The sequence below is a fragment of the Ruminococcus sp. FMBCY1 genome (genome assembly GCF_023921805.1).
GTDB lineage: Bacteria > Bacillota > Clostridia > Oscillospirales > Acutalibacteraceae > Ruminococcoides > Ruminococcoides intestinale_A.
The window spans coordinates 1311163-1333391 of record NZ_CP074197.1 but is presented as its reverse complement, the minus strand read 5'-3'; the positions used below and the strand labels follow the sequence as shown (position 1 = coordinate 1333391).

The following is a 22229-nucleotide window of genomic DNA, read 5'->3' as shown; positions in this document are numbered from 1 at the left end:
TTATGAAAAGAATTACAAAAATCATTTCTGCAATCCTTGCAGTGTTAGTTGTTACAGCGGTGTTTGCAGGTTGCTCAAGTTCAAACGACAATTCAACCGCTAACGGCTTTAGAACACTTGATGAAATCAAATCATCGGGTACAATCAATATCGGCGTATTTTCCGACAAAAACCCATTCGGTTATGTTGACGAAAACGGCGAGTATCAGGGCTACGATGTTTACTTTGCAAACCGACTTGGCGAGGACCTCGGCGTAAAAGTAAACTTTGTTTCAACTGAGGCTGCAAACAGAATCGAATACCTCCAGACAGGTAAGGTAGACCTCATTCTTGCAAACTTTACAGTTACAGACGAGAGAAAAGAAGAGGTTGACTTTGCACTTCCTTATATGAGCGTTTCACTCGGTGTTGTATCTCCGAAGAGCAAAACAATAACAAGCCTTGACAATTGGAACGAAAGCGACAGTATGATTGTAATTTCAGGTACAACTGCCGAAACTTACCTCACAAAGAACTATCCGAACATCAAACTTCAGAAGTATGACGCATATGCACAGGCAAAGACAGCTCTTGAAAATGGCAGCGGCGCAGCTTGGGCAAATGACAATACAGAGGTTATCGCATACGCAAACCAGAACAGTGACTTTGTTGTAGGTATTCCTGAACTCGGTTCGGCAGATACAATTGCTCCTGCCGTAACAAAGGGCAACGATACACTCCTTAACTGGATTAACGATGAAATTAAAGCACTCGGTAAAGAAAACTTCTTCCACAAAGATTACGAGGCAACACTCCTCGAAACCTATGGTAAGGATTACGAAGATCAGCTTGTAATCGAGGGCGGCGAGCTTGCTTCTTCAACAAACGATACAGCTAAATAATTTAACTTAATATTCAATAAAACAACGGCAATCGGAATTTAATCCGGCTGCCGTTGTTTTATTGGTCCTTTATTAAAAGTTTTTATCAAAAGTTGGAGTAAATTATGGTTTAGCAAATTGTTTCGACAAGTAATTATAAAAGTTTGGTCGACCTTTTCAAAGGCCGTGGGTGTGGGCAAAGCCCACAATACTTTTTGCTAACGCAAAATATCGATAGCCAAACAGCTTGCTGTTTGGCGGCTTGAACAAATAGGCGAAAGCCTTTGCGAGGGCGACAAAAGAAAATACACTTCTCTTCATAGTCAACGCATTGCGTTGACTATGTTGTTAGCTTTTCTGTTTATAATGGCTACCGCCTGTTTTTAACAAACTTAGTTTTAGCACGCAAACAGCGTGGCTGTTTGCGCCCGATTAATTGCAATATAGGAAGATATTATGGGCGCTGCCCAAACCCGCAAGCCTTTAAAAAGGCTTGACCTAAATTTTAAAATCATTTAGCTTAACCTGTGCACTAAACCGCAATTTCCCTTAGTTTTTGATAAAATTGATTTGTCAAATCACAAAACAACAGCCGCAGCCGAAACTGAGGTTATTGTTTTATATTTTACTGATTTAGGAAAGGAGTAAATATAAACAGATTATGAGTTGATTACAACATTACCGCCAAAGCCTGTGCTCTGAATTACATCAGCAGAGTCAATTCCGTTTATTGTAGCTGTGTGTCCGTTATAACCTGCCGCATAAACAGGGAGTTTGTTTGCGATAATAAAGCTTGAATTGGTTGATGTTAAAGTTGCGTCATACGGATAAGATATAGCCCCCTCTGCGCCACGGTTGCCTACTACTACTGCCGCTACAGGCACTTCGTTGCCGCTTTCCCATTTTTTGTTATCGTATTGATCCCAATTGTTCTGTTGTATCATATCGGTTGTGGCATTTGATTTAACTGTTGAGTTTTTTACTGTTTGAGACGAGATTGCTCTATAATCGTATGCGGTTGTTATTGGATTGCGGAAAAATCGGTATGGCAAAAGAAGCTTGCTTGGAAATTTTTGATTTGAACAATGATGATAATTTAGGTGCAAGATTTATTTTAATGCATATTTACGCATATTTTGAAGATGAAAAATATGCGGTTAAGTTGTTTGAAAGGTATGACTGCCAAAAATCGACGCAATTTTTATTGCCTTTGTCAACTTTATATTATAAGCTTGGAAAAACTCGCAAAGCCACAGCTTATATTAAAGAACTTGTCAATATAAATAAAGATACACACAATTTCTTTAATCGTTTGGTGATAGGCGAAGGTTTGTCAGACATTGAGTTTGGTATGTATGGTTATCGTGCAAATTCTATTGAAGAACTTGCAATTGATGTTACAGATAATAAGTTTCTTTTTGTAAATTGCGGTGTTTATTTTAAATGGGTATTAAAAACAATTAAGAGTATTGATTAATAAAAGCCTCGCCAAAATCATTTAATTTGGCGAGGTTCTTTTGTACCAAGGCGTGTAAAGCTGTTGCTGTCAAGTTTTGAATTTAATAACCCTATATAGTTGTCTGCAAGAATTTTAATATATTTTATTGCAATACATTAAGCAAAGACCAAATTTTCTTTATGAAGTGTAATAATGTTATTATATTTGTTTAAATATGTGTTTTTATGTCTAACAACATTAAAATGATTTATTTTTCAAAAATTCCTTGACAAATTACGCAAAGTTTGATATAATACATCTTGTCTTGAAAATTAAACAGATATAGGGGTATAGCTCAGTTGGTAGAGCAGCGGTCTCCAAAACCGCGTGCCGAGGGTTCAAGTCCTTCTGCCCCTGCCAAAGGAAACGGTCTGAGTAAAGACCGTTTTTTATTTAAAAGAATTTTCAAAAATCCCTTGCAATCTCATATTAATGGTGTTATAATTAAATACAATAAGTATTGTAAAGTAAGGAGTGGGAAGTAAGCCCACTCCTTTCTGTTTGCAACTGCGGTGTTATTGAGTGGTGTATGTTTATTGTATTGTATCGGCTTATACACTTGTAATCGGTCGGTTATAACTTGCAACATTAAACTAACCTGCGCTTGATTGCTTTACGGTTGCTTACGGCGAAAATAATTTGCAACTGCGTTATGCTTTGTTGCAAACGCTCATAAGGAGGTATTTATGGCAAAGAAAAAAGGCGGTCTTACCGTGACTAAGGTTTGGGAGCTTTGCGAGCCTATTGTTAAGGATTTCGGACTTTCGCTTTGGGATGTGCGTTATGTTAAAGAGGGCGCCGACTGGTTTTTAAGAGTTTATATCGACAAGCCTGACGGCATTGATATTACCGATTGCGAGAATGTATCCCGTGCTATTGACAAGCCGCTTGACGAGCTTGACCCTATTGAGAGTGCATATTGCCTTGAGGTATGCTCTCCGGGGCTTGAGCGTGAGCTTGTGCGTGACGAGCATTTTATGCAGTTTATCGGCGCTGACATCAAAGTCAAAATGCTCCGTCCTATCGAGGGCATAGGCAGAGAATTCGGCGGCGTGCTTGACGCTTACGATAACGGCGAGGTAACAATCTCCGACCACGACGGAGAGAACCATATAACTATCAATAAAAAAGATGCGTCTTGGATTAAACTTGACGACTTTGATATGTAACTTCAGTTTATTAAAACAATTTTAAGATAAGAGAAAAGGATGATCAGAAAAATGAATACTAAGGAACTTTTTGCTGCTCTTGAAATGCTTGAAAAAGAAAAAGGCATTCCAATGGACTATATGATTGAAAACATCGAAAAAGGTATTGAGGTTGCCTGCAAAAATTACTACGGCGGTAACGACGAAGTGGTTTTCAAAATTCTTCCGGACAGAAATGTCTTTGATGTAAGACTTATGAAAACTGTTGTTGAAGAAGTTTTTGACCCTGATTACGAGATTTCGCTTGAGGACGCACAGAAGGTCCTTAAGAGAAAAGCAATCAATATTGACGATAAGGTTGCTATTCCGCTCGACCCTAAGGACTTAGGCAGAATTGCAATCGGCGCTGCGAGAAATACTATTCGTCAGGGTATCCGTACAGGCGAAAAAGGTCAGACGCTTTCAGAGTTCAAGAGCAAGCTCGGCGAACTCGTTACAGCTACTGTTGAAAGAATTGACCCTAAGAGCGGTGCGGCAGTTATCAGAATAGGCAAGAGCGAGGCTATGCTCCCTAAGAGCGAGCAAATCGGTCACGATAACCTCAAGGAGGGCGACCACATCAAGGTTTATATCGCTGATGTAAAGACAAGCGAAAAAGGTCCTCGTGCTATAATTTCAAGATCACATCAAGACCTTGTTAAAAGACTTTTTGAGCAGGAAGTACCTGAAATTTTCGACGGTGTTGTTGAAATCAAATCGGTTTCCCGTGAGGCAGGTTCAAGAACCAAAATGGCTGTTGTCAGCAAAAATCCCGACATTGACGCTGTAGGTGCTTGTATCGGTACAAAGGGCGCTCGTGTAAACAGCATTGTTGACGAGCTTGGCGGTGAGAAGATTGATATTATCGAATACAGCGATGACCCGCAGAAGTACATTTCAGCCGCACTTTCTCCTGCAAAGGTATTGAGCGTTGAAATTACAGACCTTGAGAACAAGAACTGCAGAGTAACTGTTCCGGACGGTCAGCTTTCTCTTGCTATCGGCAACAAGGGTCAGAATGCCCGCCTTGCCGCAAGACTTACAGGCTGGAAGATTGACATTCGTCCCGAAAGCGGTTTCTTCGGAGAAGATGAAGAGGACGAAAAACTCGAAGTTGCCGAGGATACAACAGCAGAAGATACACTTGAGCTTGACGATACAGCAGAAGAGAATACAGAGGCACTTGACCTTGACGGCGAGAAAACTGCCGAGGCTGATGTTGAGGCTGACGAGAATACAAACGAAGAATAATTTTATATAAAATATAAATATATAAATGCAGGGAGGGATTTTATGACACAGAAAAAACAGCCGCTTAGAAAATGCACAGGTTGTGGCGAAATGAAAGAAAAGCGTGAGCTTATCAGAGTAGTAAAAGCTCCCGATACCAAGGACGAGAACGGCAATGTAACCGCAAAGGGCGAGATAAGTCTTGACCTTACGGGTAAAAAGTCGGGAAGAGGAGCGTATATTTGCCACGACATAAAATGTTTTGAAAAAGCGAGAAAGGCAAGACGGTTTGAAAGAGCGTTTTCCTGCAAAATCCCCGACGAAGTTTATGAACAGCTTGAAAACAGCTTGAAAGCGGACAGCTAAGGGAGGCAGTCGGATATGAATGACAGAATATTGTCGTTGCTCGGATTGTGCCGTCGTGCAGGAAAGCTTGTAATCGGAGCTGACCCCTGCATTGACTCAATGGCAAAGAGCAAGGCAAAACTGATTTTATATGCAAATGATTTTTCACAAAACAGCTTAAAGCCTGTTTTATTGCAGGCGCATAAGCAAAATGTTCGTGTACTTGAAGTAAACAGAACCAAAGATGAAATAAGTTTTTCACTCGGCAAACTTTGCGGAGTTTTATCGGTGGAGGACAAAGGTTTTGCAGATAAGCTTGCTATGCTTATTGAAGGTGAACAGAGAGGAGAATAATATGATAAAATACAAAGTAAGAGATGTTGCCAAGGATTTAGGCGTTAGTGTAAAAGAAATTTCAGATATTCTTGAGAAAAATTGCGGTGTTACAAAAAAGGCTATGGCTACTCTTGAGGAAAGCGAACTTAATATTGTTTTTGACGCTGTAACACAGAAAAACAATGTGGCAAATTTTGATAAGTTTTTTGCGTCAAGAAATAAAACCGCAGAACCTGCAAAGACAGAGGTTAAAGCCGAGAAAAAGGCTAATAATAAAGACAGCAAAGACAACAAGCCGAACGGCAGAAAGAATGACCGCAAGTCTGACAATAAGGACAACAAGGCAGAGGGCAAAAAGCAGAATAAAGTTCAGGATAAGCCTGCAAAGCAGACAAAGGCTGAACCAAAGGCAGAGTCAAAGCCTGTTGAAATTACAAGCGAGGAAGAAACTTCAACACGTAAGCGCAGAGTAATTGATACTCGTGCCGTAAATGTTGATGTTGAGCGTTACAACCAGAAGTACGATGACCTTGCAAACGCATCTTCAAAGATGAGAAGTACGGACAACACTGTTAAAAAGCAGAAGTTTACCAACCGTTCTCAAAAGCAGAAGGGCAGAAGACAGGGCAAGAGAGAAACAGAGCAGGAGCGTTTGAAGCGTATTGCGCTTGAGCGTAAGCAAAAGCAGATGACAATTCAAATTCCTGATGAAATTGTTGTTCAGGAGCTCGCTTTAAGACTTAAGGCTACTGTTGCCGAGGTTGTTAAAAAGGCATTCCTTATGGGTACAATGGTAACAGCAACCGACACAATCGACTTTGATACAGCGTCACTCATTGCAATGGAGTTCCACGCAAAGGTTGAAAAAGAAGTTGTGGTTACAATCGAAGAAAGAATTATTGACGACAGTGAAGATGACGATACAAATCTCGTAGAGAGAGCGCCGGTTGTAGTTGTAATGGGTCATGTTGACCATGGTAAAACTTCAATCCTTGACGCTATCCGTCATGCAAATGTTACAGCAGGCGAGGCAGGCGGTATTACTCAGCACATTGGTGCTTACAGAGTAGAAATCAACGGCAAGCCTATCACCTTCCTTGACACACCGGGTCACGAGGCTTTCACTACTATGAGAGCAAGAGGTGCGCAGGTAACAGATATTGCAATCCTTGTTGTTGCTGCCGATGACGGTATTATGCCGCAGACAGTAGAGGCTATCAACCATGCTAAAGCCGCAGGCGTATCTGTAATTGTTGCTATCAACAAAATGGATAAGGTCGGCGCAAATCCTGAGAATGTAAAGCAGCAGCTCACAGAGTATGAGCTAGTTCCTGAGGAGTGGGGCGGCGACACACCTTGTATTCCTGTATCTGCAAAAACCAAAGAGGGCCTTGACGACCTCCTAGAAATGGTAACACTTATTGCAGAAATGAAAGAGCTTAAGGCTAACCCTGACAGAGCCGCAAAGGGTACTGTTATTGAGGCTCGTCTTGATAAGGGCAGAGGTCCTATTGCCACTGTACTTGTACAGAACGGTACACTTCATCAGGGTGACATCGTAATTGCAGGTACTTGCGTAGGCAGAGTAAGAGTAATGGTAAACGATAAGGGCGAGAGAGTAAAAGAGGCAGGCCCTTCGGTTCCTGTTGAAATTACAGGTCTTGCAGAAGTTCCGCAGGGCGGCGATATATTCAACGCTGTTTCTGATGAAAAACTTGCAAGAGAGCTTGTTGAGCAGAGAAAGGCATCTCAGAAAGAGGAGCAGTTCAAGGCACAGACAAAGGTTACACTCGACAACCTCTTTGACCAGATGAAGTTAGGCGAGGTTAAGGAATTACAGATTATCGTTAAAGCCGATGTTCAGGGTTCTGTTGAGGCTGTAAAGCAGTCGCTCGAAAAACTCTCTAATGACGAGGTAAGAGTAAATGTAATTCATGGCGGTGTAGGTGCTATCAATGAATCCGATGTAATGCTTGCCGAGGCTTCAAATGCAATTATAGTAGGCTTTAATGTTCGTCCTGACAGCGTTGCTGCCGCAAATGCGGAAAGTGCAGGCGTTGATATGCGTCTTTACAGAATTATTTACGATTGCATTGAGGAGATAGAGGCTGCTATGAAGGGTATGCTCGCTCCTAAGACAAGAGAGGTAGTTCTCGGTACAGCAGAATGCAGAAATGTAATTAAGATTAAGTCCGTAGGTACAATTTCAGGTTCTTATGTAAAGAGCGGTAAGATTGTAAGAAACGCAGGCGTAAGAGTTATTCGTGACGGTATCGTAATTGCCGAGGATACAATCGCATCATTACAGCGTTTTAAAGATGCGGTTAAGGAAGTAAACGAGGGCTACGAGTGCGGTATCGGTCTTGAGCGTTTTAACGATATTAAAGAGGGCGACCTTTTCGAGGCTTACACAATCGAGGAGTATCGTGATTAATCAGTGATTAGCGGTTAGCGGACAAAGTGATGAAAATTGCTTTGCCGCTAATCGTATTATTATGACATAGCTGATTAAGAATATTAAATTATGGTTTAGCGGAGTGTCGGTCGGGCGTTGAAATTTAGCTAACGCTAAATTTCAGCAAAAGAACAAAAAAGTTTACTCAATTTTTTCAAAAATTGCGGGTTTGGGCAGCGCCCATAAAATCTTCCGATACAACAATTTATCAGGCGCAAACAGCGTGGCTGTTTGCATGCTTGCACATAGTTTGAAAAACAGGCGACAGCTTTTTATAAAAGAAATGATTAACTTTTCATTATATATCGAATGGCTTTCTTGTTGCTATCGCACTTTTAAAGGCTAACGCCGTTGTGTTCAAGCCGCAAAACAGCTCGCTGTTTGGCTATCGTTAGATTGCATAAGCGGAAAGTATTTGTATGCGTTGCCCACACCCACGACCTTTGAAAAGGTCGACCAAACTTTTATAATTGCTTGATAAAGCAATCAGCTAAACAATAATTTATTTTATTATTTTACTTTGAGTTACAGTGCTCCGAATTACGAATCACAACTATGGAGGATATTATGGCAGGACATAGATTAGAACGCACTACCGAGGATATAAAGCGTGAACTTACGGCTATTTTTCGTGAGCTTAAAGACCCTCGTGTGCAGCAGGCTTTTTTATCAATCATTCGTGTTGATGTTACTAATGACCTTTCTTATTGTACGGTTTATGTAAGCGCTATGGAGGGACTTGACCGTGCCAACGAGGCAGTTAAGGGACTTAAGTCCGCAGCAGGCTTTATTCGCCGTGAGCTTTTTCACCGTCTTACACTCAGATATGTTCCACAGCTTATTTTTAAGGCTACCGACAGCATTGAGTACAGTGCAAACATCAGCAGAATTTTAAATGACTTGGACATTCCCGAGGACGAGGTGGACGAAGATGAATCTTTATGATATTTCCGTTTTCCTCAGAGAACACAATAATTATGAAATATTAACTCATAACTACCCCGACGGCGATACTCTCGGCAGCGGATATGCGCTTTGCCTTGCTTTCCAACAGCTTGGCAAAAATGCAAGGGTAATTACCGCAAATCTGCCCGAAAAATTCAAGTACCTTACAGACGGAATAGAGGAGCAGTCCTTTACCGCCGACTACATTATAAGTACAGATGTTGCGGCAGACAGCCTTTTAGCGCCGAATATGGAAAAGTATCTCGGCAAAATTGACATTTGCATTGACCACCATGGCTCTAATTCCGTTACCGCTAAGGAGAAATTTGTCGATAAATACGCAGCGGCAAACTGCGAAATTATCTATAAACTTCTTATGCGTATGGGCGTAAACTTTACAAAGCAGATTGTAAATTGCCTTTATACGGGTATTTCTACCGATACGGGCTGTTTCCGCTATACAAACACCACTGCCGATACATTCAGAATTGCCGCAAGCCTTGTTGAGCTCGGCTGTAATTCGGCGTACATCAATAAGGTGATGTTTGAAACCAAATCAAAAGAGAAAATTATGCTTGAGCGTGAAGTTTACGATACTATCACTTATTGTGCAGACGGCAAGTGTGCGATTGTGTGGGTTACTCTCGATATGCTCAAAAGCCTTAATATCGGCGAGGATGAAATAGAGGGTCTTGCCTCTATTCCCCGTCAGATTGAGGGTGTATTGATAGGCATTACTATGAAAGAAAAAGAGGGCGGATTTTTCAAAATTTCCGTTCGTACAAACGGCAACATTGACGCTGCAAAATTCTGTTCACGCTTTGGCGGCGGCGGACATAAGGCGGCGGCAGGCTGTTCTATAAACGGCAGTCTTGAAGATGTGCGCAGTCAGCTTATAAAAGCAGCGGAAGAAACTTTATGAACGGTGTAATAATTATAAATAAACCGCAGAAATTTACTTCGTTTGATGTGGTGGCTGTGATACGAAAGCTGACAGGTCAGCGTAAAATCGGTCATACAGGCACACTTGACCCAAACGCAACGGGTGTGTTGCCCATACTTCTCGGCAATGCCACAAAAGCGCAGGATATAGTGCCGAATCACGATAAATCATATACCGCAAAATTCCGCCTCGGAATGACAACCGATACCCTCGATATATGGGGTGCCGTAACATCACAAAGCGATAAAACCGCAACCGAGGCAGATGTTTTATCGGCACTTGAAAATTTCAGAGGTGAAATCGAGCAGATGCCGCCGATGTACTCGGCAATCAAGGTAAACGGTCAAAGACTTTACGACCTTGCAAGACAGGGAAAAGAAGTTGAACGAAAGCCGAGAAAAGTTACGGTTTACAGACTTGAACTTAAAGATTTTGACGAAGAAAGCCAAAGCGGAACATTGAATATAAGCTGTTCCAAGGGAACATATATCCGAACAATAATTGACGATTTAGGTAAAATTCTCAAAACGGGTGCAGTAATGACTGCTTTGTGCAGGACGGCTGCGTGCGGCTATAACCTTGCTGACAGCATTACGCTTGAAACTGCAAGAGAATTAGCCGAAAAGGGAGAAATTTCAGAGCATATTATGCGCACGGAAACTCTTTTTGCAAGTTACCGCAAAATATATGTGTCTGACGCACAGGCAAAACGCTTTTCAAACGGCGGTGAACTTGATATGTTAAGAACCGCACTTGCAAAAGCAAAAGCGCAAGATAAGGAAATAATCAGAGTAAGCGACAGACAGGGAAAATTTTTAGGTCTTGGCATTGCCGATAACGAAAGCGGTCAGTTGAAAATTCTTAAATTGTTTTTGAACTGATTTCTTTAACATTCTGTTATAATAATGTTGAAAAATTCAGGTCAAACCTTTTTAAAGGCTAACGCCGTTGTGTTCAAGCCGCCAAACAGCGAGCTGTTTGGCTATCGTTAGATTGCATAAGCGGAAAGTATTTGTGGGCGTTGCCCACACCCACGACCTTTGAAAAGGTCGACCAAACTTTTATAATTGCTTTAAAAAGTATTTTGCTAAACCATAATTGCCAAACTTTTGACAAATAACCGATTATTAATACATTAAAAATTAATCCGAACGGAGAATAACTATGGAAGATATTAAACTTTGTCCATTTTGCGAAAGTCCTATGCTCATCGTAGATGACGGAAAAAACAACGGCAAACCGTACTACGAATGTTCAACCTGCGGACTTCGTTTTCAAATAAAAGGCTTTGACGAAAAACCTGTGGAGATTAAGGAATGAAAATTACAGTAGTCAACGGTCAGAGCCATAAAGGCTCTACATATCACATCGGCAAAATGCTTGCCGATAAACTTGGCGGCAAAGTTACAGAGTTCTTTTTGCCAAAGGATTTCAGTGATATGTGCATTGGCTGTACAAGCTGTTTTATAAAAAATGAACATCTTTGCCCTCATCACGCAAGGCTCGAAAAGCTGACAAATGCAATTGATGATGCAGATGTGCTTATTTTTACAAGCCCCGTTTATGTTTACCACACCACAGGCGCTATGAAAAGTTTTCTTGACCATTACGGCTACCGTTGGATGGTACACCGTCCTGAAAAGAAGATGTTTTCAAAGCAGGCAGTTTGTATTTCTACCGCAGCCGGAGCGGGTACAAAGTCAACCAACAAAGATATTGCCGACAGCTTTTTCTTTTGGGGAATACCAAAAATTTATAAATACGGTGTGAATGTCCGTGCCACATCATACAACGGAATCAGCGAAAACACTTTGAAAGCAATCGACAAAAAAACCACCGCCCTTGCAAAGAAAATCAAAGCAAAAGACGGCAAGGTGAAGGTCGGAATCAAAACCAAAGCCTTTTTTGAACTTATGCGTATAATTCAAAGGAAAAGCGGTTGGAACGAGGCTGATACGGACTATTGGCATAACAAAGGCTGGGACGGTAAAAAGCGCCCGTGGAAGTAAGGAGTTTACTATGAGAAAATGCTTGATTACAGTTGATTATCAGGTGGATTTTGTAAACGGTTCACTTGGATTTGACGGTGCGGAAAAACTTGAAAATGTAATTGCCGAAAAAATTGAAAAATACAGGGCAGAGGGTGCAGACATTATATTCACTCTCGATACCCATCAATGCGATTACTTAACTACTTTTGAGGGCAGAATATTGCCGATTGAACATTGCATTGAGTACACAAAAGGTCACGAACTTTACGGAAAAATCAAGTCTATGGTTCAGCCAAACGACAAAGTGTTCAAGAAATGCACCTATGGTAGTGAGGCTCTGTTTGATTATCTAAGAAAGTGTGATTACAAAGAAATCGAGCTCTGCGGACTTGTATCAAATATTTGTGTTATTTCAAACGCCGTGCTTGCCCGAACCGCTTTGCCGAACGCACGACTGACTGTTGACAGCAATGCCACTGCCTCAAATGATGACGGTTTAAATACAGCCGCATTAAATGTTATGCGTGGACTCGGAATTACCGTGATTTAACTTGACAATAATTATAACTTGTTGTAAAATACTGAATATAATGTCATTTCGACATTTCAGGGTAATAGGTAGTTTGTCAGAAGTCCTTGTGTGCGTATTATAGGACTTCTGACACCGCCTATTTTGGTTTTATGATTTGTGCAATACAAATTTCGTATTATACGGAACATTTCAAATTTTTATCAAGAAATTTGAAAAAAATTAAAAAAACATTTGAAATTGTAAAACATATGTGATATAATACCAATGTTGCTTAACGCTGATTAAAAATTTAATATGCTGATATAGCTCAGGAGGTAGAGTGCGTCCTTGGTAAGGACGAGGTCACGGGTTCAAATCCCGTTATCAGCTCCAAGGAAAAGATATTATCCGAATTTGTGGGTAATATCTTTTTTGATTAAAGATGAAATTGTAAAACGGGATTTGAAAGCCCGTAAAGAAAACAGTCCGGTGGACTGTTTTTAGGGCGTAGAGTTGATGAAAATATGACTGTGAACAAGCCGTAGCAGGCGAGGCAAAGAGTTTGAATAATTAAAATCACCCGTTATCAGCTCCAAGGAAAAGATATTATCCGAATTTGTGGGTAATATCTTTTTTGATTAAAGATGAAATTGTAAAACGGGATTTGAAAGCCCGTAAAGAAAACAGTCCGGTGGACTGTTTTTAGGGCGTAGAGTTGAAGAAAATATGACTGTGAACAAGCCGTAGCAGGCGAGGCAAAGAGTTTGAATAATTACAATCGCCCGTTATCAGCTCCAAGGAAAGACATTATTCGTTTATGGATAAGGTCTTTTTGTTTACGCGGTTTTATATATTCACTGTTTTTACAAACAGACATTAATTTGGTATTATAAAGTTAAAAAAATTTAAAATTATGCACGAAAATGTGTGTTTGCAGTTGTATTAACAGTAAAGGGAGGTTACAAATGAGTGATTCATTCGGTACCGAAAAACAAAATCGAACAAGTAATTGTAAAATATGCGGATATGATATTTCGCATTGCATATCAAAATTTAAAATCAAAAGCTGACGCCGAGGATATTTTTCAAGAGGTTTGCGTTACATTACTTACAAAGAACCCGCCTCTTGACGATGAAAAACATTTAAAATATTGGCTTATACGGGTTACCATAAACAAATGCAATAATTTTCATAAGTCGTTTTGGCATAATAAGATTGAGTCAATCGACAAATATACAGAACTTGAACAGCCGCAAACAAAGGCTGTAATGGAAGAAATTTGGCAGCTTCCAAAGCAGTACAGAAATGTTATTTATCTGTATTATTATGAGGATTATTCAATTGCAGAAATAGCCCGTATAATGGACAAAAGTCAAAATACAATCAGTTCGCAGTTGCAGAGGGCAAGAAAAAGACTCGGCAAAATTCTATCCGAAGGAGGACTTTAGTATGCGTAAAAATTTATATACGAAAACAATCAATGATATTAAAATCTGTGAGAATGCAGTTAATTCTGCGATAGAAAATATTTATAGCAAGCAAAGCAATGACAACATTATTGACATTAAGAAAAGTAAAAATAAAAAAGTAAATAAAGTTATTGCAGCTTCTCTTGTTGCGGCAATGCTTGTTTCGGGAGGTGAGTTCAATGTATTACTTTAGTGACAAAGGTATAAAAATTTTGGAGGATAATTTTATGAAAATTAAAAAATATTAGTATCAGCAATAAGCGCAGCATTAATATCAACATCAGATAAATAATTAAATTGTGAGAGGTATTCCAATGAAGAAAACAACTGCAATGATGGCATTATTTTTAACAATTTGTGCTGCTGTATTTTTTTATGGCTGTACGAATAAATCTTCATACTCAAATTCCGATGATGCATATATAAATTATGCAACAGATATGCAGCTAATGTACCATATCGGCGGAAATGCACCTATGACAAAATCAGATAAAGGTTATTATTATATCGGTGATGACGGAATCGTGATTTTTATTGATAAAGAAACAAAAAAGGCTACTCCTCTTTGTTCAAAACCAAATTGTACTCACGATGACCCTGAAGCTTGCGATGCCTATTTAAACTTAACGGAGAAGCCCCAAATACAATATAATGACGGATATTTGTATGCTTTATGCGGAGAGTATGACAAGAGCTATATAAATTACAATACATATCTTATGCGTATGAAGCCTGATGGAAGCCAAAGGGAAAATCTCACGGGAAGCTTTAATTTTTATGATTTTGAATGGTTCATACACAGGGGATATTTTTATTGCTCTACTGATTCATCAGTAATCAGAATACCTCTTGATTCACCTAAATCAGAACCGCAGATTCTATACAAAACGGATTACTATATTGAGTCCGGCTTGAGAGCTGTTTCTCAAATATGTGCGTATAAGAATTATTTTTACTTTACTGCCGACGAGAGAAATGAAAAAGAGGAAGGACCCGGTTTAAGTATCAAATGTATCAATTTGGATACATTAGAGATTAATGACATTCCTAAAGCTAAAGGCTATCAGGTGTCTTATAATTTCTTTTTAGACAACACAATGATTGCGTCCTATTACGATAAAAATTCGGATGAAAATGTTTATCTTAAATGCGATTTGGATGGAAATGTAAAGGAAAGCTTTTTCACAATAGCTCATAAAGATAATTTGCGATATTCAACCGATGGAAAATACATATATGGTGATAATTGTGTGCAGGTCACCAGAAAAGATGCAGAAAAACAGATTATTACGGTTTACGATTTAAATATGAATGAGATAGATTCGTATGCTCCGCCTGAATTTGAAAATATAGTATGCAATAATATTAATCCACAGGATAATGAATATTTTATTTTTGAATCTGTAGATGATAACGGAGAACGAATTTTAGCTATGGCGGATAAAAGTCAACTTGGCTCAATCGGCGGCGAAACTATAAAATTCACCAAGCTTTGCAAGCTGAAATGGGCTGAAAAGAAGGACAGCAATTATTATGTAGAGGGACAGGCGAGAGTTGAATGAGAATTGCAGGTAGCGAATATTTAAAGCTGTTTTCAAACAAAATATTTCTTATTTGCATCATTGCCTTTTTCTGCGCCGATTCTCTGTTTTTCGTAATGCTTCAATCCTCTGATTATGAAAATTCGGCAATTTCAAGTGATGTTGGGGCATATGAACAGCTTATTCGGGAATGTAACGACGCAGAGGATAAAAATGCGTTCTTTGAAAGCAAGAACACGGAGATACAGATTGCACAAATTCTTTTGCACAACGGAAATGCAGATGAATACAAGGAAAAATATCCAAAGCTGTATGACAATGCGGCAGGCTTGGACTTGAACGATGATGAGCTGTTCAACCGCTCGGTTATGCTAAGCAACATACAGGCTCAGCTCTCTCACATAGACAGCTATGAAGAGTTTATTTCCAATATGAAGTCGAGAGCCGAGCAACAGAGCAGCTTTTCCATTTTTGCAGAGCCGGACAGCTTTTCGTTCAGAAATATTGAAAAAACTCCCGTGGATTTTGCCGAGGTTAAAGGTGTTAAGCCCATTCTCGGCAACAACAAGGCGGTTGAAGCCGCAACCTCATATGAGGTTTCAAGCTATATTTTGCTGATTATCGTATTGCTCGTCAATATTTTGATGTTCTCCGTTGAAAGAGAAAAGGAGCTTTATATTCTTGTGCGGTCAACGGCGAAGGGCAGACTGCAAACAATAGCCTGCAAGCTCTTGGTTGTTTTGAGCGTTACGGCGGTTGTTAGTCTGCTGTTCTATGCGAGCAACATTATGATGGCAGGCACAGTCTACGGCTTTGGAGACTTGAGCCGCCCCGTGCAGTCGAGCAAGCTGTTTTTAAACTGCGCATTAAATGTTACAATGCTTGAATACCTGATTTTGTGGGTACTCGGCAAAACGCTTTTGCTCTGCTCTCTGTCAATGCTCACGGCATTTTTATTCGTGGTTATCAAGTCCTCCGCAAAGACCTATTTAATCTTGGCGGCGGCACTGATTTTTGAATTTTCCTGCTTCATTTTCATTGACGGCAGCTCTGTGTTGGCTTCGCTAAAATTTATAAATATTTTCTACCTTATCAGCGGCAACAATATTTTTGGCTGTTATCAGAATGTCAATATTTTTTCACAGCCGATTAACATAATCACCGTTTTCATCGGCTTAGCTATAGCTCTCTCCGTTGTCGGAGTTTTGGGAGCGGCATTGGCGTTTTCAAGACTGTCACAGCATAACGGCAAGCTCGTTTTGCTCGACAGGCTTATGTCACGGCTCGGACGGTTTAAGAAAATCAACGGAAGTGTGAGAATATACAGCGGCGAGGCTTACAAGCACTACAAAACCTCCTTCGCCCTTGTCGCAGTAATTATCCTCGTGGCTCTCGGCTTTGTCAGCTACAATGATGATTTGAGTATTATATTCATAAGTCCTCAGGAAAGCGCCTATGACACCTATATGCAAACGCTTGAGGGTGAGCTTGACGAGGAAAAGTATGATTTTATCGAGAGTGAAAGGGCTTATTTTGACGAGCTTACAAGAGAAGCCGAGGAGCTTTCAGCCGACACCACGATTTCGGCTGAGGAAAAAACGAACAGGCTCAATACCATTGATGGTATTTTAAGCATAAGAGGAATGGCATTTGAGGACATTTGCACTCAGCTTGAATATGTTAATGGAAAGGCTGAGCTGACGGGCGAAAAGCCTGCACTTGTCAATGAAGTGGTGAACAAGCGGCTGACTATGGACACTTTTAGGGAGTGGGAGTATTTTGCTCTGCTCTTAGCCGTGGTTATCTTCTGTACCTCCAACATTTTGGCGATTGAATACAAGACCTCTATGGTTAACTTGATTTCGGCAAATAAGTACGGCAAAGCGAGGCTGTTGATTATAAAGCTCTTGACCGTCCTGATTACCACGGTGATTTCCTATATCTTAATCTATCTGCCGTATATGCTCAACTTTATCAAGACCTTCGGCACGGCATCATTTGATTTACCGCTTGCATATTCAAGAGATTTTTCGGCTCTGACAAGCGGCATAACCGTGGGCGGATATATTCTTGCTCTCGGCTTTGTTCATCTGCTTGCAGCAGTCGGCGCAACGGCTTTGGTCTATCTGCTCTCCTACATATTAAAAAATCAGTTTGTGACAATGATAATTTCAAGCGGCTTGCTCCTTATACCCTGCGTGGTGTTCATTGATAACAGCAAAATCCGTATGGTATCGGCATTTTCAAATAATGCTCAGACAGCCGTTATCGGCATAATCACCGCCGTTTGTCTGCTGATAATCGCAGTATCGGCTCTGATTATCTTTGTCCCCAAGCGCAAAAGTACGAAATTTATAATTTAAGTTTCAAAGCAAAAGAGGTTGTAAATATGGAATTAGCTTTAAATCTTATCAGCAAAACCTATAAAAAGGGCTCGGTAAAGGCGCTTGATAATTTCAGCGTTATCTTAACTCCGGGAGTATACGGCTTGCTCGGACCGAACGGAGCAGGCAAGTCCACGCTGATGAACATTATCACCGACAACCTTAATGCCGACAGAGGAGAGGTGGTTTACGGCGGTGAAAATATCAAAAAGCTCGGCAAGGATTACCGAGCCATACTAGGCTATATGCCCCAACAGCAGGGCTTGTATGATGATTTCACCCTCAACCGCTTTTTGTGGTATATGGCGGCTTTAAAGGGCTTAAAAAAGAAAGAAGCCAAGGAAAAGATCACTCAGCTTCTTGAAACGGTTAATCTGACAGATGCCGCACATAAAAAGTTAGGCTCGTTTTCGGGCGGTATGAAGCAGAGAGCCTTGATTGCTCAAGCGCTTCTGAACAATCCCGAAATTCTCATACTTGACGAGCCGACGGCAGGACTTGACCCGAAAGAGAGAATACGCATACGCAACTTCATCAGCGAGATTGCCGAGGATAAAATTGTCCTAATCTCCACCCATGTTGTGTCGGATATTGAGTTTATCGCAAAGGAGATTATTTTGCTTAAAAAAGGTCAGCTCATCTCCCACGATTCCCCGAATAAGCTGACAAAGGAGCTTGAAAATAAAGTCTTTGAGGTCGAAATTCAAAGGGAAGATTTAAAATATTTTCAAGACAATTACCGTGTTTCAAATCTCTGTCACAACGACAACAGCATAATAGTCCGCATCGTGACCGATAACCCGCCGACAGACTTCCAATACACAACCGCAAAACCAACCCTTGAGGACTTGTACCTCTACATTTTTGAACAGGGAATTTAAAAATATTTTAATTCGGAGCATTAAACATAAATAATATGTTACCGGTAGATGAGTCTTTACTTACTCCAATAGATATGAAAGTACGCCCTGATGATACACCGAGGGATATAGCTTATAAGGAGCTTTTAAAGGATCAGCTTGCTTTTTGTCAAAGTAATAGTGAGTTGATTTTAAAGAGAGCTAATAAGCTTTATGACATTGTAGTAAATTATCCTGATAAAAACATTAATCTCGTAAAAAGATGCTGCAGGTTTGATAAACTTGAAAAGGTGTTACAAAAATACTTAAACAATTAAATAATAAATTCATTGTTAAGCTGTTACAGAAATGTAGCAGCTTCAGCCTGTAGAAAAAGTCCAGTAAAAGCTGGGCTTTTTCGACAAGCTGAACAGTCCGCTGGACTGTTTTTATGGCGTAGAGTTGATGAAAATATGACTATGAACAAGCCGCAGCAAGCGAGGCAAAGAGTTTGAATAATTACAATCACCCGTTATCAGTTCCAAGGAAAGACATTATTCGTTTTTGGATAAGGTCTTTTTGTTTACGCAGTTTTATATATTCACTGTTTTTACAAACAGACATTAATTTGGTATTATAAAATTAAAAAATTTTAAAATTATGCACGAAAATGTGTGTTTGCAGTTGTATTAACAGTGGAAGGAGGTTACAAATGAGTGATTCATTCGGTACCGAAAAACAAAATCGAACAAGTAATTGTAAAATATGCGGATATGATATTTCGCATTGCATATCAAAATTTAAAATCAAAAGCTGACGCCGAGGATATTTTTCAAGAGGTTTGCGTTACATTACTTACAAAGAACCCGCCTCTTGACGATGAAAAACATTTAAAATATTGGCTTATACGGGTTACTATAAACAAATGCAATAATTTTCATAAGTCGTTTTGGCATAATAAGATTGAGTCAATCGACAAATATACAGAACTTGAGCAGCCGCAAACAAAGGCTGTAATGGAAGAAATTTGGCAGCTTCCAAAGCAGTACAGAAATGTTATTTATCTGTATTATTATGAGGATTATTCAATTGCAGAAATAGCCCGTATAATGGACAAAAGTCAAAATACAATCAGTTCGCAGCTGCAGAGGGCAAGAAAAAAACTCGGCAAAATTCTATCCGAAGGAGGACTTTAGTATGCGTAAAAATTTATATACGAAAACAATCAATGATATTAAAATCAGTGAGAATGCAGTTAATTCTGCGATAGAAAATATTTATAGCAAGCAAAGCAATGACAACATTATTGACATTAAGAAAAGTAAAAATAAAAAAGTAAATAAAGTTATTGCAGCTTCTCTTGTTGCGGCAATGCTTGTTTCGGGAGGTGCGTTTGCCCTTTTTTCAAAGCCTGCTCAAAATCAAAACGGATTTGTTATTACGGCCGCAGCTGCTGAATTATCAAAAAACAAGCCGGTCAAAATTGCTCAAATAAATCCGGATTATGCTGTGGGCTTTAGCTATAAAAGTTACGAAGAAGTATTTAATATTATGCTTTCCTGCAAGGGTGATAATATTAGCTCAATTACCTATACTGCCAAAGGAAGATCATATTTTACTGTTGATAGCAATTATAGTGACGATATTTATGATACAGTATTGTTAACCGATTCCGAAGAATTTATGAATTCCGATGATTATTCTGAATTAGCTTTACTCAATGGTAAGAATTATGCAAGTTTATCCGTTAAATACGATAAACAGTTTGCAAATAAAAACACTGAGGTATATGAAGATTCACCTCTTAGTATGAATGTTTATCTTACTGCAAATGACAGCGAAACAGCGGCTGCGGTGCTTAAAAAGCACGATATATACTGTTTATACAGTGACGACGCTTTACTTAAAAACGCACGAGATGATTATGCTGAATTACTCGGTGAAGATTTTGACAAAGGATACGATGTAGACAACTACAACAAATCTGACTTGATTGATATGTATAACGAGCTTTATTCACAGCTTTTTGAAGGAGTATCGGTTGATGTAACCGTTAAGTACAATGACGGCACAGAGGAAACCCAGACAGTAGATTTTAATGTTGAACCGATTACCGAAGAAACGGCAGACGAACATCTCAAAGAAAACGGATATAACGGTGAGAGAAACAGCTTGTATAATTTACTCGGTTCATGTGCTACTATCACGGCAACTCTAAGATGATTGCAAAATTATAATAAAAATTAATAATCAACAAACTCCATTGTTATAACACAAAACTCTCGGGTCAAATCTGTCCGAGAGTTTTTGTAGTTTATGCGTGTGAAAGAGTGGGGAAGAACATTTGCAATTATTTCATCTTTAATTTTGCAAGTGTATTGATTTATGGTTTTGAATCCGAGCTTTTTATAAAAATCAACGGCACCGAGGTCGCCAAAAAGATAAAATCCGTCACAGCTGTTTTTATATTCGTTTATAATTGCGTTTATAAGCGTGAATTCCCAAAGTAAATTCCACTCCTTTCCTACTGTGGAATTTACTTTGGGAATTCACTAGGAAAAGACATTATTCGTTTTTGAAAATTATTACTTGACTTTAGTTCGTGATACATTTATCATTATAATTTATCATTATATATGTACACGAGTAATAGAATATAAGGAAGACTGATGGGATGATTGTAGTTGTTTTTTAGATACATAGTTGTTCTCATAGGATTATTTGTAAAGTTTTTATGATTTTAAAAAACTTACACACTTTTCTTGACAAAGCCAACTTTTAATTGCATTATAAAAGCGCTCAAGGTACAGTACCCGAGCGCTTTTATCCATATGAAAAAGTCTGTTATTATTGAATTTCTGCCAAAGCATTAAATATTATAGCATACACATACGATGAACCGATTGCCGCATTCTTTGCAAATGACGGATTTTGCAACATTTTTACCGCACCTTCAAGCTCTGATTTTGTAATTTTCCAATTCGCTTTCGGAATAAAAATACTGTTTTCATTTACAACATATGTAAATTTTGTATTCTCTTTTGTGGTAATTACATTGCCTGTGCATCTTACGATTTCTTCCCAGATGTCATTAAAAGTCATTTTTATTATTAGGCAACTTCTGCAAGTTTTTTAGTAACTCTTGCTGTCACATCAATATAATAATCGTAATCTGCTTTTGAAAGAGAATCCTCGTCAATATCGTCTATCTTCTTGCCCCAATCAGCATACTTCGACACAATCTCCGTGTAATCTTTCATAAGTCCTGCAGGATTGTCACTGCTTGTGTACTTCTTCATAAAGTCAACATAATCATTCATAAAGTCCTCGTAATCGTCCATTACTTCCTTAAAATCAGGATTAACGGTGTCGGAATCGTTATCCTCTTCTTTAGAACTTTCTTCATCTTGTTGACTTTCTTCTTCCTTTGAACTTTCCTCCTCAGAAGATTCATCATCCTTTGAGCTTTCTTCTGCCTGCGAACTTTCCTCTTCCTTAGAACTTTCAGAAAAAGTATAGTCAGGAATACTTACGTCGCTTGTGGTTTTTTTTGAGCCACAACCTGTAAAAACCAATGTAGAAGTGACCGCCGCAACCACTGCAATAAATGTACATAAAACTTTTTTAACGGTATTTTTCATAATAAATTCCTCCTTTTATTAAATTCGTTGACATTATTATATAAAAAGCCAAA

25 protein-coding genes and 2 tRNA genes are annotated in these 22229 nt (G+C 39.3%); 23 read left to right on the top strand and 4 right to left on the bottom strand.

Annotated features, from left to right (window positions below; genetic code table 11):
- Positions 1-2 precede the first annotated feature (2 nt).
- A complete protein-coding gene (locus tag KGF34_RS06480) occupies positions 3-881 on the top strand; it encodes a transporter substrate-binding domain-containing protein (RefSeq protein ID WP_252558475.1) in 879 nt (292 codons plus the stop codon).
- A gap of 156 nt (positions 882-1037) precedes the next feature.
- Here the strand turns inward: KGF34_RS06480 and KGF34_RS06475 are convergent, their stop codons facing one another.
- Together KGF34_RS06475 and KGF34_RS06470 are read right to left on the bottom strand one after the other, a co-directional pair.
- Complete coding sequence (locus KGF34_RS06475; RefSeq protein ID WP_252558474.1) at positions 1038-1181, bottom strand: hypothetical protein; 144 nt, start codon at positions 1179-1181, stop codon at positions 1038-1040.
- Positions 1182-1519: 338 nt separating this feature from the next.
- Entirely contained in the window at positions 1520-1804 is a 285-nt protein-coding gene (locus KGF34_RS06470; protein ID WP_252558473.1) for a hypothetical protein, read from the bottom strand.
- A gap of 101 nt (positions 1805-1905) precedes the next feature.
- Between KGF34_RS06470 and KGF34_RS06465 the strand changes: the two genes are divergently transcribed.
- From KGF34_RS06465 to KGF34_RS06360, 22 genes are all read left to right on the top strand, one after another.
- Positions 1906-2337 (top strand): hypothetical protein, encoded by a 432-nt coding sequence (locus KGF34_RS06465; protein WP_252558472.1) that lies wholly within the window; start codon positions 1906-1908, stop codon positions 2335-2337.
- Positions 2338-2642: 305 nt separating this feature from the next.
- Positions 2643-2718, top strand: a tRNA-Trp gene (locus KGF34_RS06460).
- A gap of 326 nt (positions 2719-3044) precedes the next feature.
- Complete coding sequence (gene rimP, locus KGF34_RS06455; protein ID WP_021970654.1) at positions 3045-3527, top strand: ribosome maturation factor RimP; 483 nt, start codon at positions 3045-3047, stop codon at positions 3525-3527.
- Positions 3528-3578: 51 nt separating this feature from the next.
- Positions 3579-4796: a transcription termination factor NusA gene (gene nusA / locus KGF34_RS06450; protein ID WP_022234675.1), complete on the top strand. Its 1218-nt coding sequence runs from the start codon at positions 3579-3581 to the stop codon at positions 4794-4796.
- A 42-nt stretch (positions 4797-4838) separates the two neighbouring features.
- Positions 4839-5141, top strand: a complete 303-nt coding sequence (locus tag KGF34_RS06445; RefSeq protein ID WP_022234676.1) for a YlxR family protein — start codon at positions 4839-4841, stop codon at positions 5139-5141.
- 15 nt (positions 5142-5156) lie between these two features.
- A complete protein-coding gene (locus KGF34_RS06440; protein ID WP_021970657.1) occupies positions 5157-5474 on the top strand; it encodes a ribosomal L7Ae/L30e/S12e/Gadd45 family protein in 318 nt (105 codons plus the stop codon).
- Position 5475: 1 nt separating this feature from the next.
- Positions 5476-7890, top strand: coding sequence for a translation initiation factor IF-2 (infB, locus tag KGF34_RS06435; protein ID WP_252558471.1), 2415 nt, complete (start codon positions 5476-5478; stop codon positions 7888-7890).
- A gap of 588 nt (positions 7891-8478) precedes the next feature.
- Positions 8479-8856 carry a 30S ribosome-binding factor RbfA gene (gene rbfA / locus KGF34_RS06430; RefSeq protein ID WP_186935357.1) on the top strand — a complete coding sequence of 126 codons (378 nt, stop codon included), beginning with the start codon at positions 8479-8481 and terminating at the stop codon, positions 8854-8856.
- Positions 8843-9778: a DHH family phosphoesterase gene (locus tag KGF34_RS06425; RefSeq protein ID WP_252558470.1), complete on the top strand. Its 936-nt coding sequence runs from the start codon at positions 8843-8845 to the stop codon at positions 9776-9778. The genes rbfA and KGF34_RS06425 overlap by 14 nt, the downstream gene beginning before the upstream one ends.
- Positions 9775-10680: a tRNA pseudouridine(55) synthase TruB gene (truB, locus tag KGF34_RS06420; protein WP_252558469.1), complete on the top strand. Its 906-nt coding sequence runs from the start codon at positions 9775-9777 to the stop codon at positions 10678-10680. Before KGF34_RS06425 ends, truB begins: the two co-directional genes overlap by 4 nt.
- Before the next feature lie 283 nt (positions 10681-10963).
- A complete protein-coding gene (locus KGF34_RS06415) occupies positions 10964-11119 on the top strand; it encodes a hypothetical protein (RefSeq protein WP_176781861.1) in 156 nt (51 codons plus the stop codon).
- On the top strand, positions 11116-11808 hold the full coding sequence (locus KGF34_RS06410; protein ID WP_252558468.1) for an NAD(P)H-dependent oxidoreductase: 693 nt from the start codon (positions 11116-11118) through the stop codon (positions 11806-11808). The genes KGF34_RS06415 and KGF34_RS06410 overlap by 4 nt, the downstream gene beginning before the upstream one ends.
- Before the next feature lie 10 nt (positions 11809-11818).
- Positions 11819-12340: an isochorismatase family cysteine hydrolase gene (locus tag KGF34_RS06405; RefSeq protein ID WP_252558467.1), complete on the top strand. Its 522-nt coding sequence runs from the start codon at positions 11819-11821 to the stop codon at positions 12338-12340.
- A gap of 278 nt (positions 12341-12618) precedes the next feature.
- Positions 12619-12694, top strand: a tRNA-Thr gene (locus KGF34_RS06400).
- Positions 12695-13270: 576 nt separating this feature from the next.
- Positions 13271-13750: a sigma-70 family RNA polymerase sigma factor gene (locus KGF34_RS06395; protein ID WP_022234305.1), complete on the top strand. Its 480-nt coding sequence runs from the start codon at positions 13271-13273 to the stop codon at positions 13748-13750.
- A 1-nt stretch (position 13751) separates the two neighbouring features.
- Positions 13752-13964, top strand: a complete 213-nt coding sequence (locus KGF34_RS06390; RefSeq protein ID WP_252558466.1) for a hypothetical protein — start codon at positions 13752-13754, stop codon at positions 13962-13964.
- A 121-nt stretch (positions 13965-14085) separates the two neighbouring features.
- Complete coding sequence (locus KGF34_RS06385; protein WP_252558465.1) at positions 14086-15333, top strand: hypothetical protein; 1248 nt, start codon at positions 14086-14088, stop codon at positions 15331-15333.
- Positions 15330-17675 (top strand): hypothetical protein, encoded by a 2346-nt coding sequence (locus tag KGF34_RS06380; protein WP_252558464.1) that lies wholly within the window; start codon positions 15330-15332, stop codon positions 17673-17675. Before KGF34_RS06385 ends, KGF34_RS06380 begins: the two co-directional genes overlap by 4 nt.
- Positions 17676-17701: 26 nt before the next feature.
- Positions 17702-18577 (top strand): ABC transporter ATP-binding protein, encoded by an 876-nt coding sequence (locus KGF34_RS06375; RefSeq protein ID WP_252558463.1) that lies wholly within the window; start codon positions 17702-17704, stop codon positions 18575-18577.
- Between the two features lie 26 nt (positions 18578-18603).
- The gene (locus KGF34_RS06370; RefSeq protein ID WP_289780783.1) at positions 18604-18873 is read left to right on the top strand and encodes a type III toxin-antitoxin system ToxN/AbiQ family toxin; all 270 of its coding nucleotides are present in this window, start codon (positions 18604-18606) and stop codon (positions 18871-18873) included.
- A gap of 378 nt (positions 18874-19251) precedes the next feature.
- Positions 19252-19731, top strand: a complete 480-nt coding sequence (locus tag KGF34_RS06365) for a sigma-70 family RNA polymerase sigma factor (RefSeq protein ID WP_252558462.1) — start codon at positions 19252-19254, stop codon at positions 19729-19731.
- A gap of 1 nt (position 19732) precedes the next feature.
- Complete coding sequence (locus KGF34_RS06360) at positions 19733-20758, top strand: hypothetical protein (protein ID WP_252558461.1); 1026 nt, start codon at positions 19733-19735, stop codon at positions 20756-20758.
- Positions 20759-21382: 624 nt separating this feature from the next.
- On the opposite strand, the gene KGF34_RS06355 is transcribed toward KGF34_RS06360, so the two are convergent.
- The gene (locus tag KGF34_RS06355) at positions 21383-21637 is read right to left on the bottom strand and encodes a hypothetical protein (RefSeq protein ID WP_252558459.1); all 255 of its coding nucleotides are present in this window, start codon (positions 21635-21637) and stop codon (positions 21383-21385) included.
- Positions 21638-21645: 8 nt separating this feature from the next.
- Positions 21646-22176 carry a DUF6591 domain-containing protein gene (locus KGF34_RS06350; protein WP_252558457.1) on the bottom strand — a complete coding sequence of 177 codons (531 nt, stop codon included), beginning with the start codon at positions 22174-22176 and terminating at the stop codon, positions 21646-21648.
- Positions 22177-22229: the final 53 nt, after the last annotated feature.